This is a genomic window from Streptomyces tanashiensis, from assembly GCF_014648895.1.
Taxonomy (GTDB): domain Bacteria; phylum Actinomycetota; class Actinomycetes; order Streptomycetales; family Streptomycetaceae; genus Streptomyces; species Streptomyces tanashiensis.
This window is the reverse complement of the sequence record NZ_BMRZ01000015.1, coordinates 30,065-46,188: the sequence shown is the minus strand read 5'-3', so window position 1 is coordinate 46,188 and position 16,124 is coordinate 30,065. Positions and strand designations below refer to the sequence as shown.

Below are 16,124 nucleotides of genomic sequence, written 5' to 3'. Positions count from 1 at the left end.
GTACCCAAGGGAGGACCGGCCTGTGATGCCCTCGTTATGCGTCCCGGGGGACCGGTGCTAGGCGTCCTCGGCCAGCTCCAGCCACCGCATCTCCAATTCCTCCCGCTCCCCCGCGAGTTCCCGGAGCTCCGCGTCGAGCTTCGCCACCTTCTCGAAATCGGTGGCGTTGTCGGCGATCTGCGCGTGCAGCTTCGCCTCCTTGTCGGAGAGCTTGTCGAGCTGCCGCTCGACCTTCTGCAGCTCCTTCTTGGCGGCGCGCGCGTCGGCGGCGGAGACGCCCGGCTTCTGCTGCGCGGGCGCGGCGGCGGGCGTCGGCACCGACGCCTCGATCATCTTCTGCCGCCGCTCCAGGTACTCGTCGATGCCGCGCGGCAGCATCCGCAGGGTCCTGTCGCCGAGCAGCGCGAACGTCCGGTCCGTGGTGCGCTCGATGAAGAACCGGTCGTGGGAGATGACGACCATGGAGCCCGGCCAGCCGTCGAGGAGGTCCTCCAGCTGCGTCAGCGTCTCGATGTCGAGGTCGTTGGTGGGCTCGTCGAGGAAGAGGACGTTCGGCTCGTCCATCAGCAGGCGCAGCAGCTGGAGACGGCGGCGCTCACCACCGGAGAGGTCGCCGACCGGCGTCCACTGCTTCTCCTTGGAGAAGCCGAACTGCTCGCAGAGCTGACCGGCGGTCATCTCCCGGCCCTTGCCGAGGTCGACGCGGTCGCGGATCTGCTGGACGGCCTCCAGGACGCGCAGCGTGGCGGGGAGTTCGGTGACGTCCTGCGAGAGGTAGGCGAGCCGGACGGTCTTGCCGACGACGATCCTGCCGGCGGCGGGCTGCTTCTCGCCCTGGCTGACGGCCGCCTCGGCCAGCGCCCGCAGGAGTGAGGTCTTGCCCGCGCCGTTGACGCCGACGAGGCCGACGCGGTCGCCGGGCCCGAGCTGCCAGGTGAGGTGCTTGAGCAGCTCCTTGGGACCGGCGGTGACGGACACGTCCTCCAGGTCGAAGACCGTCTTGCCGAGGCGGGCGTTGGCGAACTTCATCAGCTCGCTGGTGTCGCGCGGCGGCGGCACGTCCGCGATCAGCTCGTTCGCGGCCTCGATGCGGTAGCGCGGCTTGGAGGTACGGGCGGGGGCGCCGCGCCGCAGCCAGGCCAGCTCCTTGCGCATCAGGTTCTGCCGCTTCGTCTCCTCCGTGGCCGCGATGCGCTCGCGCTCGGCACGGGCGAAGACGTAGTCGGAGTAGCCGCCCTCGTACTCGTGCACGTCACCGCGCTGCACGTCCCACATGCGGGTGCAGACCTGGTCGAGGAACCAGCGGTCGTGGGTGACGCAGACGAGCGCCGAGCGGCGCTCCTGGAGGTGCTTGGCGAGCCAGGCGATGCCCTCGACGTCGAGGTGGTTGGTGGGCTCGTCGAGGACGATCAGGTCCTGGTCCTCGATCAGGAGCTTGGCGAGCGCGATGCGCCGCCGCTCACCGCCGGAGAGCGGGCCGATGACGGTGTCGAGCCCCTTCTCGAAGCCGGGCAGGTCGAGCCCGCCGAAGAGCCCGGTGAGCACGTCGCGGATCTTGGCGCTGCCCGCCCACTCGTGGTCGGCCATGACACCGATGACCTCGTGCCGGATCGTGGCCTCCGGGTCGAGGGAGTCGTGCTGGGTGAGCACCCCGAGGCGGAGCCCGCCGCTGTGGGTGACACGGCCGGTGTCGGCCTCCTCCAGCTTCGCGAGCATCCGGATGAGGGTGGTCTTGCCGTCGCCGTTGCGTCCGACGACCCCGATCCGGTCCCCCTCGGAGACACCCAGCGAGACCCCGTCGAGCAGGGCACGGGTGCCGTACACCTTGCTGACGGCCTCGACATTGACCAGGTTGACGGCCACGTTGACTCCTGTACGGGGGATCGATCGACGTCCTAGGGTACGTCGCCGCGCGCCCCGCCCCCGGCGCCCGCCGTCAGCCCCCGGAGCCCCGGCCGGCCCGCTCCACGAGCAGCCAGCCCGCCAGGGCCAGGCCGACGGCGACCGGGGCCGTGACGGGGACGGCGATCAGCGTCGCCGTGTGGCCGTCGAGGAGCCCGGCGAAGCCCGTGAGGGACAGTCCCAGGACACCGAAGAGCGCGAGCGTGATGCCGAGGGCTGCGAGAGGGCCGCCGTCGCCGGTCGCGGGGGCGGCCGGGACCGGGGCCTCGAAGCGGCGGAACACGGCGACGAGCAGGGCCGTGAGCGCGGCCGCCGCCGCGAACCGGAGCGGGACCTGCGCCCACCAGGCGGCGGAGGCCGGGGCCGGGAGCCCCGCGCCGAGGCCGAGCATCGCCCCGTACACCCCGAGCATGGCCGTCAGGTGCCACAGGAACGCCGTCATCGCGATCCCGTTGGCGGCGACCACCGTCCGCCACACCCCGGCGCGGGCCACGAACCGCGCGCCCGGGCCCTTGAGCAGCTCGACCGCGCCGACCAGCCACAGCCCGTGGCAGAGCAGGGCGAGCGTCGGCGGGGCCATGTTCGACACCTCCTCCCCGGGCATTCCGACCATCGACAGCGGGTACGGGCCGAGGGCGACGAGCGTGCCGGCGCCGACGAGGCCCGCGCCGGCGAGCAGGGCCGGGCGGCGGATCATGCCGTCGGCGCGGAGGAAGCCGAGCTGGTGGACCGCGAGCCACACGAACGCGAAGTTCAGGAACTCGACGAAGGGGACGTCCGCCGCGAAGCGCAGCACGTCCACCGCGACCGCCCCGCCCACGAGCGCGCCGAACGCTCCCCATCCCCACCGCTCGTGCAGGCGCAGCAGAGGCGGTGTGAACGCCACCATCGCGAGATAGATCCCGATGAACCACAGCGGCTGGGTGACGAGCCGCAGCGCGACCCCGGTGAGCCCCGTGTCCGTTCCGGTCAGCTGGAGCACCAGCGCGGCGGCGCCCCACACCCCGGCGAACACCATCGTCGGCCGCAGCAGCCGCTGGAGCCTGGCCCGCAGGAAGGCCGCGTACCGCGGGCGCGAGCGGTGGGCGAGGGCGTGCGAGAAGCCTCCGACGAAGAAGAACACCGGCATCACCTGGAACACCCAGGTCACCGCCTGGAGCTCCGGCACGACGGCGAGCAGGTTCCCGACCTGCCCGTCGGCGGTGACGGCCGCCATCAGCCAGTGGCCGAGGACGACGACGGCGAGCGAGGCGACCCGGAGCAGGTCGACGTACCGGTCCCGTGTCGCCGGTGTGGCGGCGGCGAGTTCACGCGCGCTGATTCCCATACGGGTACGGTCCCGCGGCCGCCCGGCCCGCCGTCAGGGCGCGGATACTCAACCGGCGGCTGAGTACGGGGCATCGGCGGCCCGGGGGGGGCGCGACCACGGACGTCCGCCGCCCCGCGCGCGCCTGCCAACCGGCCCCATGCCGTCGGCCACGCGGGCGACCTCCCGGCCACGACTGCCGGACCCCCGGACCGGCAGGCCGTCATCTTCTCCTCGGACCCCCACCCCCGAGGAGAAGCCCATGTCGAGACACCCGCGCCTGGCCGCCGTCGCCGGCGCCACCGCCGCCCTCACCGTGCTCGCCGCCGGCCCCGCGTCGGCCGCCGATCCGACCGTCACCGATCCCCGCATCGTCGCCCACTTCGACTTCGGCGCCGGCGAGACGCCGGAGAACATCGCCCTGGAGCCCGACGGCTCCGCCGACATCACCTTCGCCTTCGCCCACAAGGTCGCCCGCGTCACCAAGGAGGGCGTCACGACGCCCGTCGCCACCCTGCCCGACGTGCCGGGCGGGCAGACGCCCGTCGGAGGGCCCGTCGCCTCCGGCATCGCCCGCGCCCATGACGGCACCCTGTACGTCAACTACGTCACCGGCACGGAGAAGACGGGCGTCTGGCGCATCGCGCCCGGCGGCGAGCCGGAGCAGATCGGCTTCTTCCCGGCGAACGCCTTCCCCAACGGGCTCGCCCTCGACGAGAAGTGCGGCACCCTCTACACGGCCGACGCGGGGCTCGGCACGGTGTGGAGCCTGCCGGTGACCGGCGGCGAGCCCACGGCCTGGGCCACCGGGACCGCGCTCGAACCCACCACCGAGATCCCCTTCGGCGCCAACGGCCTCAAGGTCCACAACGGCGCCGTCTGGGTGTCCAACACCGCCACGGCGTCCCTGCTGCGCATCCCGATCCGGGAGGACCGGACCGCAGGCCCCGTCGAGACCCGGGCGACCGGGCTGACCTTCATCGACGACTTCGCGTTCACCGGACACGGCGACACGGTCCTCGCCGCGCTGATCATGGACGACAAGCTGGAACTCGTACGGCCCGACGGCACCCACAAGACCGTCCTCACCGCGGCGGACGGCCTCGACAACCCCACCTCCGTGGCGGTGCGCGCCAAGACCGTCTACGTGAACAGCGCGGCCTTCTTCACCGCGCAGAACCCGGACCCGAACCTGCTCCTGGCCCGGATCTCCAAGAACAAGCTCTAGAGGACGGTCGCGCCCGCCGCCGGCGACGTCGCCGTGCGGGCGGTGCGGCAGGTGCCGGAGGCGACGAGGGCCGCGGCGACGGCCTCCGCCGTCTCCGCGTCCTTCACCAGGAACGCCGTCGTGGGGCCCGAGCCGGAGACGAGCGCCGCGAGCGCGCCCGCCTCGGTGCCGGCCGTCAGCGTCGCGGCCAGCGAGGGGCGCAGGGAGAGCGCCGGGGCCTGGAGGTCGTTGGCGAGGGCGCCCGCGAGGGCGGTGGTGTCGCCGGTGCGCAGGGCCTCCAGGAGCACCGGGGACGCGGCCGGCTCGGGCACGTCGACGCCTTCGGCGAGGCGGTCGAACTCGCCGTACACCGCAGGGGTCGAGAGTCCGCCGTCGGCGACGGCGAAGACCCAGTGGAAGGTGCCCCCGACGGGGAGCTCCGTCAGCCGCTCGCCCCGCCCGGTGCCGAGCGCCGCCCCGCCGACCAGGCTGAACGGCACGTCCGAGCCGAGCTCGGCGCAGATCTCCAGGAGTACGTCGCGGGGCGTGTCCAGGCCCCACAGGGCGTCACAGGCGAGCAGGGCGCCCGCGCCGTCCGCGCTGCCGCCCGCCATGCCGCCGGCGACCGGGATGTCCTTCCTGATGTGCAGGTGGACGTCCGGGGAGATGCCGTGCCGGGCGGCGAGCAGCTCGGCGGCGCGCGCGGCGAGGTTGGTGCGGTCCAGCGGCACCTTGTCGGCGTCCGGGCCCTCGCAGGTGACCGTCAGCTCCCCGGCGGGGGTGGCGGTCACCTCGTCGGACAGGGAGACGGCGAGGAAGACGTTCGCCAGGTCGTGGAAGCCGTCGGGGCGGGCGGCGCCGACCGCGAGCTGGACGTTGACCTTGGCGGGTACGCGTACGGTGACGCTCACTGCTGCTTCGCCTCCGCGATCCGCGCGAACTCCTCGACCGTCAGCGACTCGCCCCGGGCCTGCGGCGAGATCCCGGCCTTCACCAGGGCCTCCTCCGCCGCCGCCGGCGAGCCCGCCCAGGTCGCGAGGGCCGCGCGCAGGGTCTTGCGGCGCTGCGCGAAGGCCGCGTCGACGACCGCGAAGACCTCCTGGCGGGTGGCGCTGGTCGCGAGGGGCTCGGTGCGGCGGACGAGGGAGACGAGGCCCGAGTCGACGTTGGGCGCGGGCCAGAAGACGTTGCGGCCGATGGCTCCGGCGCGCTTGACCTCGGCGTACCAGTTGGCCTTGACGGAGGGGACTCCGTACACCTTGTTCCCGGGCTTCGCGGCGAGCCGGTCGGCGACCTCGGCCTGGACCATGACGAGGGTCCGCTCGATGGTCGGGAACCGCTCCAGCATGTGGAGCAGGACGGGGACGGCCACGTTGTACGGCAGGTTCGCGACGAGCGCGGTCGGCGGCGGGCCGGGGAGCTCCTCGACGTGCATCGCGTCGGAGTGGACGAGCGCGAAGCGGTCGGCGCGGGCGGGCATGCGGGCGGCGATCGTGGCGGGCAGCGCGGCGGCGAGCACGTCGTCGATCTCGACGGCGGTCACCCGGTCGGCGGCCTCCAGGAGGGCCAGGGTGAGGGAGCCGAGTCCGGGACCCACCTCCACGACCACGTCCTCGGGCCGCACCTCGGCCGTGCGGACGATCCGCCGGACGGTGTTGGCGTCGATGACGAAGTTCTGGCCCTTCTGCTTCGTGGGGCGCACGCCGAGGGCGGCGGCCAGCTCACGGATGTCGGCGGGGCCGAGGAGGGCGTCGGGGCTTTCGGGGCCGGTGGTGGTGCTCACCGGTACAGCCTACGGGGCCCGGGTGCGGCCGACCTACGGCTCACCGTTCCGGCCCGGGCCCGGCCGGCGGACTCACCGGTGGAGCCGTCGGCCGCAGTGGGGCCACGGGCTCGCCCCCCGCTGCACGTAGAGCTTCTTCGCGCGGAAGGTCTGCTCGGCGGCGGGCGCGTTCTGGGCGGTGCCGCTGCCGCCGAGGGAGCGCCAGGTGCCGGGGTCGAACTGGTAGAGCCCGCCGTAGGTCCCCGAGGGGTCGACGGCGTTCGGGCGGCCGCCGGACTCGCAGGCGGCGAGCGCGCCCCAGTCGAGGCCGTCGGCGCCGCTGACGGAGGTGGGCAGCGGCCGGGTGCCGACCCGTACCTTGCGGCTGACGGGCTCGCGGACGATCTCCTCGCCGGTCCTGCGCGGCCGCTGCCTGACGCCGTTGACCGTGCGCAGGCTGTACGTGACGCGGCGGACGCCCGGGACGCCCTGGCGTTCGACGACCTCGGTGCCGGCGAACAGCAGGGGGTCGCGGACCTGCTCGACGGCGTACGGGACGGACTCCTCCCGCACCTGCCGGGAGCCGGTGATCCGCAGCACGTTCACGGTCTGTCCGTCGCGGGGGAAGGAGCCCGCGGGCACGGAGGTGACGTCCTGCCCGGAGAGGGTGATCCCGGCCTCGGCGAGGGCCTCGCGGACGGTGGCGGCGTTCGTACGGATCGTCCGCTCGCGCCCGTCCGCCAGGAAGGTGACGGCCCGCTCGGTGCGGACGTCGAGGGCGAGGCCCTGGCGGGAGATCGTGGCGCCGCGGGACGCCGACAGGTAGGCGCCCTCCGCGCGGACGCCGAGCTGGCGCAGCGCCCCCTCGACGGTCCCGGCGGTCGTCCAGACCTGGCGGCGCTGCCCGTCGAGGGTGAGGGCGACCGGTCGGCCGTACCGGACGACGATCTCGTCGCCGCTGGCCAGGGCCTCGGCGGGGCCGGGGGCGACGATGTCGTGCTCGCCGACGGCGACGCCCTCGTCGGCGAGGAGCTCGGCGACGTCGTCGGCGAAGGTGTGGAGGGTGCGCGGGACGCCGTCGACGGTGAGCTCGACGGCCTTGTCGTCGGCGACGAAGGCGCTGGTGCCGCCGGCCAGGAAGGCGACGACGAGGGCCTGCGGGACGAGCTTCCGCAGCCCTCCGGCGGCGGCTCCGGCGCTCCCGGAGGCCTTGCGGCGGCGGGCGGCACGGCGGGCCCCGGCCCGGGAGCCCTGCCCGGGGACGGTGCCGGGCACGACGGCGGGGATGACGAGGGGTGCCGCCTGCGTCGGCTGCTCGTGCACGGGCAGGGTCGCGCCCGCGCCCCGCCGTCCGGCTCGGTGACTGCCCTGGGAAGTGCTCACGAGGCCGGGACCCTAGTCCCGGCCCCGGTCACGCTCCACGACGACCCGGCTACATGGTGTAACCGTTACGGATCAGTAATCGAAGGCTCGGGCCGTGTTCACGGCGATCGCGGCGGCCAGCTCGTTCTCCCCGATGCCGCGGACCTCCGCCATGGCCCGGACGGTGACCGGGATCAGGTAGGGGGCGTTCGGGCGGCCCCGGAAGGGCGCCGGGGTGAGGAAGGGGGCGTCGGTCTCGACGAGGACCAGCTCCAGCGGGGCGATCGCGAGGGCGTCCCGCAGCGGCTGGGCGTTCTTGAAGGTGACGTTGCCGGCGAAGGACATGTAGTAGCCCTTGGCGGCGCAGATCTCGGCCATGGCGGCGTCGCCGGAGTAGCAGTGGAAGACGGTCCGCTCGGGGGCGCCCTCCTCGTCCAGGACGCGCAGCACGTCGGCGTGGGCCTCGCGGTCGTGGATGACGAGCGCCTTGCCGTGCCGCTTGGCGATCTCGATGTGGGCGCGGAAGGAACGCTCCTGCGCGGCGATGCCCTCCGGTCCCGTACGGAAGAAGTCGAGGCCGGTCTCGCCGACCCCGCGGACGTACGGCAGGGCGGCGAGCCGGTCGATCTCGGTGAGGGCGTCGTCGAGGGCCGCGTCGCCGCCGCCCTCGCGGGCGCCCTGGCGGGACCAGCCGTCGGGGTCCCCGAGGACGATCCTGGGGGCTTCGTTGGGGTGCAGCGCGACGGCGGCGTGCACGTTCTCGTGGGCGGCGGCCGTCTCGGCGGCCCACTGCGAGCCCTTCACGTCGCAGCCCACCTGGACGACCGTGGTCACGCCGACGGCGGCGGCCTTGACCAGGGCCTCCTCGACGGTCCCGGACTGCAGGTCCATGTGGGTGTGCGAGTCCGCGACCTCCACGAGGAGGGGTTCGGGCAGCGGGGGCGGGGCGTCCTTGGCACTCATGGCCCCGATCGTACGAGTGCCATGAGTGCCGCCGCGCGGGGTTACCGGTGACCTACCGGCGACCTACTGGTGACGCCTGCGGTGGAAGAGGTCCGACAGGTGCCAGTGGTGCGGCACCGGCGGCTTCTCGGGGGTGTCCTCGGTCAGCTCCTGGCCGATGGGTCCGGCCGGCGAGACGGGCTTCGTCGCCCGCGCCCCGTGCTGGTGCTTCTCGGTCGCGGCGATCAGGTCGAGCACCGACGACACCTGCCCCGCGCGCATGATGCGGACGACGTGGCCGCCGCAGTTCATGCAGGTGGGACTGGACAGCGGGGACGGGACCCGCTCCCCGTCGGCCTTGTAGACGACGAATTCATGGCCGGCGGCGTCGACGTGGTGCTCGATGTCGTACGCCTGCTCCCAGCCGTATCCACAGCGCATGCAGGCGAAGGCGTACGCCTCATGGGCGACGGATATGCCGGTGCCGGTGATCTCGCTCATGCCAGCTCCTCTCCACTGATCAGTGGACGCCTTTTCGGGCCGGAGCGCATCAGCGGCGGACGAACCATGGAAGGCTTTTGGCTCTTCCCTTGCCAAGCGCCCTGCGAAGAGTCCCGGCGCCGGGTTCGGCTTTGCCTTTCAGGTTAGTCCTTTACTCTTTCCGGGGCCCGACGCGTCCGCATTCTTTGCCGCCACCACGGCATCGAACACCTCCCGCTTGGGAAGTCCCGCCTCCGCCGCGACGGCGGCGATCGCCTCCTTGCGGCGCTCCCCCGCCTCCTCGCGCACCCGCACCCTGCGCACCAGCTCCTCCGCGTCGAGTTCGGCGGGGCCGGTCTCCGGGGCGCCCTCGACGACGACGGTGATCTCGCCCCGTACGCCCTCGGCGGCCCAGGCGGCGAGCTCGGCCAGCGGGCCGCGCTTGACCTCCTCGTAGGTCTTGGTCAGCTCGCGGCAGACGGCGGCCCGGCGCTCGGCGCCGAAGACCTCGGCCATCGCGGCGAGGGTGTCGTCGAGCCGGTGCGGGGCCTCGAAGTAGACGAGGGTCCTCCGCTCGTCCGCGACCTCGCGCAGGCGGCCCAGGCGCTCGCCCGCCTTCCTCGGCAGGAAGCCCTCGAAGCAGAAGCGGTCCACGGGGAGACCCGAGAGGGCGAGCGCGGTGAGCACGGCGGACGGGCCGGGGACGGCCGTCACCTTGATGTCCTGCTCGACGGCGGCGGCGACGAGGCGGTAGCCCGGGTCCGAGACGGACGGCATGCCCGCGTCGGTCACCAGCAGCACCCGCGCCCCGCCGACCAGGGCCTCGACCAGTTCCGGCGTACGGGCGGACTCGTTGCCCTCGAAGTACGAGACGACCCGGCCCGTGGTGTGGATGCCGAGCGCCCGGGTGAGGCCGCGCAGCCTCCGGGTGTCCTCGGCGGCCACGATGTCCGCGCTCTCCAGTTCGGAGGCGAGGCGCGGCGGCGCGTCCGCGATGTCACCGATGGGGGTCCCTGCGAGTACCAGCGTTCCTGTCACACGGACCATCCTCCCAGCCCGGACAGGCGACGCGCACAGGCGCGTTCCCTACGATGGCGCGGTGACCCGTACCGCACCCGAGGCCCTGGAGGGCCAGCACCCCATGGCGGCGCCCGTGGCAGAGCCCTCTTCGTGGCAGCTGAGGCTGCGGCGCTTCGGCTACACGCCGCCCGCCCCGGACACCGCCCCCATCGGGCTGCGCGAGCGGCTCGTCCCCTCGTACACCCGGCCCTCCGAGCGCACCTGGTCGCTCCTCGGCATCGGCCCCGACCGCGCCGAGCGGCTGTGGCGCCTCCTCGCCTGGGGCGGTCCGCTGCTGGTCACGGCGGTCGCGGGCCTGCTGCGGTTCTGGAACCTGGGCAAGCCGCACGCGGTGATATTCGACGAGACGTACTACGCCAAGGACTCCTGGGCGCTGATCAACCAGGGGTACGAGGGGGCCTGGCCGAAGGACATCGACAAGACGATCCTCACGGACCCCGGCTCGGTCCTGGTGCCGACGGACCCCGGGTACGTCGTCCACCCGCCGATGGGCAAGTGGATGATCGGCGTCGGCGAGAAGCTCTTCGGTTTCGAGCCCTTCGGCTGGCGCTTCATGGTGGCGCTCCTCGGCACCCTGTCGGTGCTGATGCTGTGCCGGATCGGCCGCCGTCTCTTCCGCTCGACGTTCCTCGGCTGCCTGGCGGGCCTGCTGCTCGCCGTCGACGGACTGCACTTCGTGATGAGCCGCACCGCGCTCCTCGACCAGGTGCTGATGTTCTTCGTGCTCGCCGCCTTCGGCTGCCTCGTCCTCGACCGGGACCGGACCAGGAAGCGGCTCGCCGCCGCCCTCCCCGAGGACGAGGAGGGCGTCCTGCGGCCCGACGCGGAGATCGCGGAGACCCTGCGTCTGGGCTGGCGGCCGTGGCGGATCGCGGCCGGCGTGTCCCTCGGCCTCGCGGCGGCGACCAAGTGGAACGGCCTCTACGTGATGGTCGCCTTCGGCCTGCTGACCGTCCTGTGGGACGTCGGCGGCCGGCGCACGGCCGGCGCCGTCCGCCCGTACCTCGCGGTGATCAGGAAGGACCTGGTCCCGGCGTTCGTGTCGGTGGTGCCGGTGGCCCTGGCCACGTACCTGGCGACCTGGACCGGCTGGCTGGTCAGCGACAAGGGCTACTTCCGGCACTGGGCCGAGGACCACGACAAGGCGGTCGGCGCCGGCACCTGGGGCTGGCTCCCGGACTGGCTGCGCAGCCTCTGGCACTACGAGTCCGAGGTGTACACCTTCCACGTCGGCCTGACCTCGCCGCACACCTACCAGTCGAACCCCTGGTCCTGGATCGTCCTGGGCCGCCCCGTCTCGTACTTCTACGAGTCCCCGGCGCCCGGCACGAACGGCTGCCCGGCCACCGCGACCGAGAAGTGCGCCCAGGAGGTCCTCGCCCTCGGCACCCCGCTCCTCTGGTGGGCCGCCTGCTTCGCCGTCCTGTACGTCCTGTGGCGCTGGGCCTTCCGCCGCGACTGGCGCGCGGGGGCGATCGCCTGCGGCATCGCGGCCGGCTGGCTCCCCTGGTTCCTCTACCAGGAACGCACCATCTTCCTTTTCTACGCGGTCGTCTTCGTGCCCTTCCTGTGCCTGGCGGTGGCCATGATGCTGGGCGCGATCATCGGCCCCCGCGGCTCCTCGGAAAGACGCCGGACTTTCGGCGCGGTGGCGGCGGGATGTCTCGTCCTGCTCATCGTCTGGAATTTCATCTACTTCTGGCCCATCTACACCGGCTCCCCCATTCCGATGGACCAGTGGAGAAACCGGATGTGGCTCGACACCTGGGTGTAGCGGGCGAATCGAGACGAGAGGGCGCGGCCGGCGGTCGCGCCCTCTCGTCTGCCGTCGGCGGCCCCGCGGCGGCCCGAACGGATTTCTCAATGGATTCGTACAACCATCCGCACCCACCGGGAGTCATGCAGGACGAGTGCGCCGAAGGCGCGTTCGTTTCGTTTTCAGGGGGACCCACATGACTCACCGCACAACCCTGCGCGCCCGCGCGCTCACGGCCGTGGCCGCCGCCGGGATGCTCGTACCCGTCGTCGCGGGCGCGGCACCCGCTTCCGCCGCCACCGCGCCGCAGGTCAGCTGCACGTCGGGCAAGGCCGGGCTCGCCGCCAAGCTGCAGCGGGACATCACCGCCGCCCTCGCCACGCGCTCCGGTACCGTCGCCGTCGGCCTGCGCGACCGCACCACGAACACCACCTGCACCCTGCGCGCGACGACCGCGTACGACTCGGCCAGCGTCGTGAAGGTGACCGTCCTCGCCACGCTCCTCTGGGACGCCAAGAAGACCAACCGGCTTCTGACCTCGCGCGAGACCACCCTCGCCACGGCCATGATCACCAAGTCCGACAACGCGGCCACCACCTCCCTGTGGAACCAGCTCGGCGTCACCAAGGTGAAGGGCTTCCTGACGGCCGCCGGCATGACGCGGACAGTGCCGGGATCCGGCGGCTACTGGGGGCTCACCCAGATCAACGTCACCGACGAGCAGCGGCTGCTCTCGCTGATCACCGCCAGGAACACCGTGCTGAGCGACAACGCCCGCGCCTACATCCTCAAGCTCATGGGGAACGTCGTCACCTCGCAGCGGTGGGGGACCCCCGCCGGCGCGCCCTCCGTCGTGTCCAAGCACGTCAAGAACGGCTGGCTGCAGCGCGCCACGCGCGGCTGGCGCGTGCACAGCGTCGGCACGTTCTCGGGCGGCGGCCACGACTACACCATCACCGTGCTCACCGACGGCAACAGCACGATGAACTACGGCGTGGGCACGATCCAGGCCGTGTCCAAGGTGATCCACCGGGACCTGTTCCCGGCCGCGTCCGCCGCGTTGGCCTTCAAGCCGCCCGCGATACCCAGGGAGGCGTTCATCGCGGTGCCCCAGGGCTGACGTCCTGCTCTCGCCCAGGTGCCGTACAACCTTTCGCGACGTCACGGGGTCGAACGGGTGCAAGAAGGAGGCGTGTCCGCGCCTCCGACGGCATCTGGTGTCCCGCATCCGGGGCGAGGAGGTTTTCCGTGACGCGTGTGCGTACGGCCGTGGTGGCGGCGGCGTTGGCCGCCGCCCTGGCGCCGGTGACGTTCGGGGGGGCGGCGGCGTTCGCCGCGTCCCCGGCGGCGGCCGCCGGGACGGCCGCCGAGGCCGGGACGATCGTCCAGGAGGGCGGCCGGCTGACCGTTCCGGCGGGCGAGGAAGGGCCGGTGACGCTGCGGTTCACGGCCACACTGCCGGCGGGCGTCCAGGGGCCGGTGTCCGCGTCCTTCCAGCTGGACACCTGGCTGGCGGAGGGTGAGGCGGGCGGCTCGCCGGTGAGCGAGGACGTGATCCGCTCCACCTGCTCGGTCAACGGCGTCTCGTACGGCGCGTGTGCGTGGGACATGCCCTACTTCCCGCCGTCCCTGCCGGATCCGCCCGTCCGGCCCTCCCTCGACCTTCCCGAGGTGCCGGCCGCCGGCACCCTCACCTACACCGTCACCCTGGACGCCGACCGGACCGCGGCCGTCCTGGGCCGCCCGGACGTCCTGGTCGAGCTGACGGACGGCACGGGCGCGACCGTGGCCAGTGGCAAGCTCGGGCTCGACTTCGTCGTCGGAACGCCCCCCGCGGCGGAGCGCGGTGCCGTCCACGCGCGGGACAAGGACGGCGCGCTGTGGCGGTACGAGGGCACGGGCGACGTCTCCCGTCCGTTCGCCGCGCGGAAGCGCGTCGGCGGCGGCTGGAACGCGTACACCGCCGTCGTCCCGCTCACGACCGCCACGGCGGACGGCCGGGGCGACCTCGTCGCCCGCGACAAGGCGGGTGTCCTCTGGTACTACGCGGGCACCGGCAAGCCCTCCGCGCCCTTCGCTCCGCGGCAGCGGGTCGGCGGCGGCTGGAACGCCTACACGGCCCTCGTCGGCGTCGGTGACGGCAGTCTGGTCGCCCGGGACAGGGACGGCGTGCTGTGGCGCTACAAGGCGGAGCACAACACGCTGTACGGACCGCGGCAGCGGGTGGGCGGCGGCTGGAGCGCGTACACCGCCCTGACCATGTCGGGCGCCCACGACGGGGCCCTGGGCCGTGACAAGGACGGCGTGCTGTGGAAGTACAACCGCTATGGCCCCTATCCCTCCCCGCCCTTCCAGCAGCGCCAGCGCGTCGGCGGCGGGTGGAACACGTACACGGCGATCGCGGGCACCGCCGAACTCGGACGTGACGATCGCCCCGACCTCGTCGCACGGGACAGGGACGGCAAGCTCTGGCTCTACCAGGGCGTGTACAAGCCCCTGTCCGGCCTCGTCCCCGGCTCCTCCCGCTCCCTCGTCGGCGGCGGCTGGAACACCTACGACCTGATCTTCTGACCGACCCCCACGTCTGACAGATGTGGCGGAAGTGACTCGACACTCCCCGGGTGACGCTGATTCACTCGTGGGTCCACCTGGGGAGGGGAGGCGCAGCCATGCGCAGCGGAGCCAAGGTCGCGATCGTCGGGGGTGTGTTCGTCGTCGTGGCGGGCGGCGTCGGGTACGGGGGCTACAACCTCTGGAACGGGGTCACGGGCGGTGAGGTCGGGACCCGCTCCGAGGCCGCGCCGAAGACCGGTCCCGTCACTCCCGACGAGGTCACGGCCACCGCGAAGGAGTTCCTGGCCGCCTGGGCCGCCGGGGAGCCCGAGCGGGCGGGCCAGCTGACGAACGACCCGGTCACGGCGGGACCCGCGGTCGCGGCGTACCGCGAGGGCGGGAAGATCTCGAAGGCGGTGATCACGCCGGGGACCGCCGTCGGGGCGACGGTGCCGTTCACGGTGAAGGCGACGATCACGTACGAGGACGTCTCCAAGGAGTGGACGTACGCCTCCGAACTGACCGTGGTGCGCGGCGAGACCACCGGCCGCCCGCTCGTGAAGTGGCGGCCGGGCGTCCTCCACCCGAAGCTGACCGCCGCCGGCACCCTGCGCACGGGCGTCGCGAAGACCGCCGAGGTGAAGGCCGTCGACCGCGACGGCGTGGAGCTGACGGCGGCGAAGTACCCCTCGCTCGGGCCGGTCCTGGTCGAGCTGCGCAAGCGGTACGGGTCGAAGGTCGACGGCACCGCCGGCGTCGAGACCTGGATCGAGTCGGGCGGCGAGGCCGCCGTCGACACGCCGCTCCTCGTCCTGCGGAAGGGGAAGCCGGGCACCCTGAGGACCACCGTCGACGCGGGGGTCCAGGCGGCGGCCGAGAAGGCGGTCAAGGGGTTCGGGCATGCCTCGGTGGCCGCGGTCGAGCCGTCCACGGGGGCGATACGGGCGGTGGCCAACAACCCGGCCACCGAGTTCAACACCGCGCTCCAGGGGCAGCAGGCCCCCGGCTCGACGATGAAGATCGTCACGGCGGCGATGATGATGGAACACGGTGTGGCCGGGCCGGGCAGCCGGGTCGAGTGTCCGCCGGACGTCCTGTCGCGGGGCAGGACCTTCCACAACCTCAAGGACTTCAGCATCCCGAACGCCACCCTCACCGACGCGTTCAGCCGCTCCTGCAACACCGCCTTCATCAAGGCGATCAGCCCCCTCGCCGACAAGCACGTCGCGGACACCGCGCTCGGCGCGACCGCCCGGCGCTGGTTCGGCATCGGCCAGGAGTGGAACATCGGCGTCGGTGCGTGGGACGGCTCCGTGCCCGAGTCGGCCGGGAGCGAGACCTCCGCCTCGTACATCGGCCAGGGCAAGATCACGATGAGTGCCCTGAACGTCGCCTCGCTCTCCGCGACCGCGAAGAACGGCCGGTTCCTCCAGCCGTACCTGGTCGCGCAGGACCTCGACGACCGCGAGTTCGCGAAGGCCGAGCCGCTGCCCGGCGAGGTCGCCTCGGGGCTGCGGCTGATGATGCGCGCGGCGGCGACGCGCCGGGACGGCACCGCCACGAACGCGATGGCCGGGGTCCCCTCCCCCAAGGGCGCCAAGACCGGCTCCGCCGAGATCGACGGCCAGGCCACGTCCAACAGCTGGTTCACCGGCTACTCGGGCGACCTCGCGGCGGCGGCCGTCGTCCAGGCGGGCGGCCACGGCGGCGACGCGGCGGGCCCGGTCGTCGCACGGGTCCTCAAGGCGGGGTGACCGGGTTCCGGAACCCTGTC

General features: G+C 73.1%; 13 protein-coding genes. 5 read left to right on the top strand and 8 right to left on the bottom strand.

Translation table 11 applies throughout. From position 1 onward, the window contains the following. Positions 1-57: 57 nt before the first annotated feature. On the bottom strand, positions 58-1,863 hold the full coding sequence (locus tag IE237_RS31535; protein ID WP_189805555.1) for an ABC-F family ATP-binding cassette domain-containing protein: 1,806 nt from the start codon (positions 1,861-1,863) through the stop codon (positions 58-60). 73 nt (positions 1,864-1,936) lie between these two features. Continuing rightward, complete coding sequence (locus IE237_RS31530) at positions 1,937-3,229, bottom strand: acyltransferase family protein (RefSeq protein WP_189805554.1); 1,293 nt, start codon at positions 3,227-3,229, stop codon at positions 1,937-1,939. Positions 3,230-3,470: 241 nt separating this feature from the next. Between IE237_RS31530 and IE237_RS31525 the strand changes: the two genes are divergently transcribed. Then, positions 3,471-4,436, top strand: coding sequence for an NHL repeat-containing protein (locus tag IE237_RS31525; protein ID WP_189805553.1), 966 nt, complete (start codon positions 3,471-3,473; stop codon positions 4,434-4,436). Here IE237_RS31525 and IE237_RS31520 read toward each other — a convergent pair. From IE237_RS31520 to rsmI, 6 genes are all read right to left on the bottom strand, one after another. Next, positions 4,433-5,326 (bottom strand): 4-(cytidine 5'-diphospho)-2-C-methyl-D-erythritol kinase, encoded by an 894-nt coding sequence (locus IE237_RS31520; RefSeq protein WP_189805552.1) that lies wholly within the window; start codon positions 5,324-5,326, stop codon positions 4,433-4,435. The two genes, IE237_RS31525 and IE237_RS31520, sit on opposite strands and share 4 nt — an antisense overlap. Continuing rightward, positions 5,323-6,198 (bottom strand): 16S rRNA (adenine(1518)-N(6)/adenine(1519)-N(6))-dimethyltransferase RsmA, encoded by an 876-nt coding sequence (gene rsmA / locus IE237_RS31515; protein WP_189805551.1) that lies wholly within the window; start codon positions 6,196-6,198, stop codon positions 5,323-5,325. Before rsmA ends, IE237_RS31520 begins: the two co-directional genes overlap by 4 nt. Positions 6,199-6,270: 72 nt before the next feature. Next, entirely contained in the window at positions 6,271-7,560 is a 1,290-nt protein-coding gene (locus IE237_RS31510; RefSeq protein ID WP_189805550.1) for a resuscitation-promoting factor, read from the bottom strand. A gap of 72 nt (positions 7,561-7,632) precedes the next feature. Then, complete coding sequence (locus tag IE237_RS31505; protein ID WP_189805549.1) at positions 7,633-8,502, bottom strand: TatD family hydrolase; 870 nt, start codon at positions 8,500-8,502, stop codon at positions 7,633-7,635. A gap of 63 nt (positions 8,503-8,565) precedes the next feature. Further along, positions 8,566-8,982, bottom strand: a complete 417-nt coding sequence (locus IE237_RS31500; protein ID WP_189805548.1) for a hypothetical protein — start codon at positions 8,980-8,982, stop codon at positions 8,566-8,568. A gap of 138 nt (positions 8,983-9,120) precedes the next feature. After that, on the bottom strand, positions 9,121-10,008 hold the full coding sequence (rsmI, locus tag IE237_RS31495; RefSeq protein ID WP_189805547.1) for a 16S rRNA (cytidine(1402)-2'-O)-methyltransferase: 888 nt from the start codon (positions 10,006-10,008) through the stop codon (positions 9,121-9,123). 52 nt (positions 10,009-10,060) lie between these two features. Between rsmI and IE237_RS31490 the strand changes: the two genes are divergently transcribed. The 4 genes from IE237_RS31490 (at position 10,061) to IE237_RS31475 (ending at position 16,104) form a co-directional block, all read left to right on the top strand. Next, positions 10,061-11,815, top strand: a complete 1,755-nt coding sequence (locus IE237_RS31490; RefSeq protein WP_370468321.1) for a dolichyl-phosphate-mannose--protein mannosyltransferase — start codon at positions 10,061-10,063, stop codon at positions 11,813-11,815. Between the two features lie 178 nt (positions 11,816-11,993). Then, positions 11,994-12,917, top strand: a complete 924-nt coding sequence (locus IE237_RS31485; RefSeq protein ID WP_229843007.1) for a serine hydrolase — start codon at positions 11,994-11,996, stop codon at positions 12,915-12,917. A gap of 128 nt (positions 12,918-13,045) precedes the next feature. Continuing rightward, complete coding sequence (locus IE237_RS31480; protein ID WP_189805546.1) at positions 13,046-14,368, top strand: DUF8189 domain-containing protein; 1,323 nt, start codon at positions 13,046-13,048, stop codon at positions 14,366-14,368. 98 nt (positions 14,369-14,466) lie between these two features. Continuing rightward, on the top strand, positions 14,467-16,104 hold the full coding sequence (locus IE237_RS31475; protein ID WP_189805545.1) for a penicillin-binding transpeptidase domain-containing protein: 1,638 nt from the start codon (positions 14,467-14,469) through the stop codon (positions 16,102-16,104). The last annotated feature ends 20 nt before the right edge of the window (positions 16,105-16,124 follow it).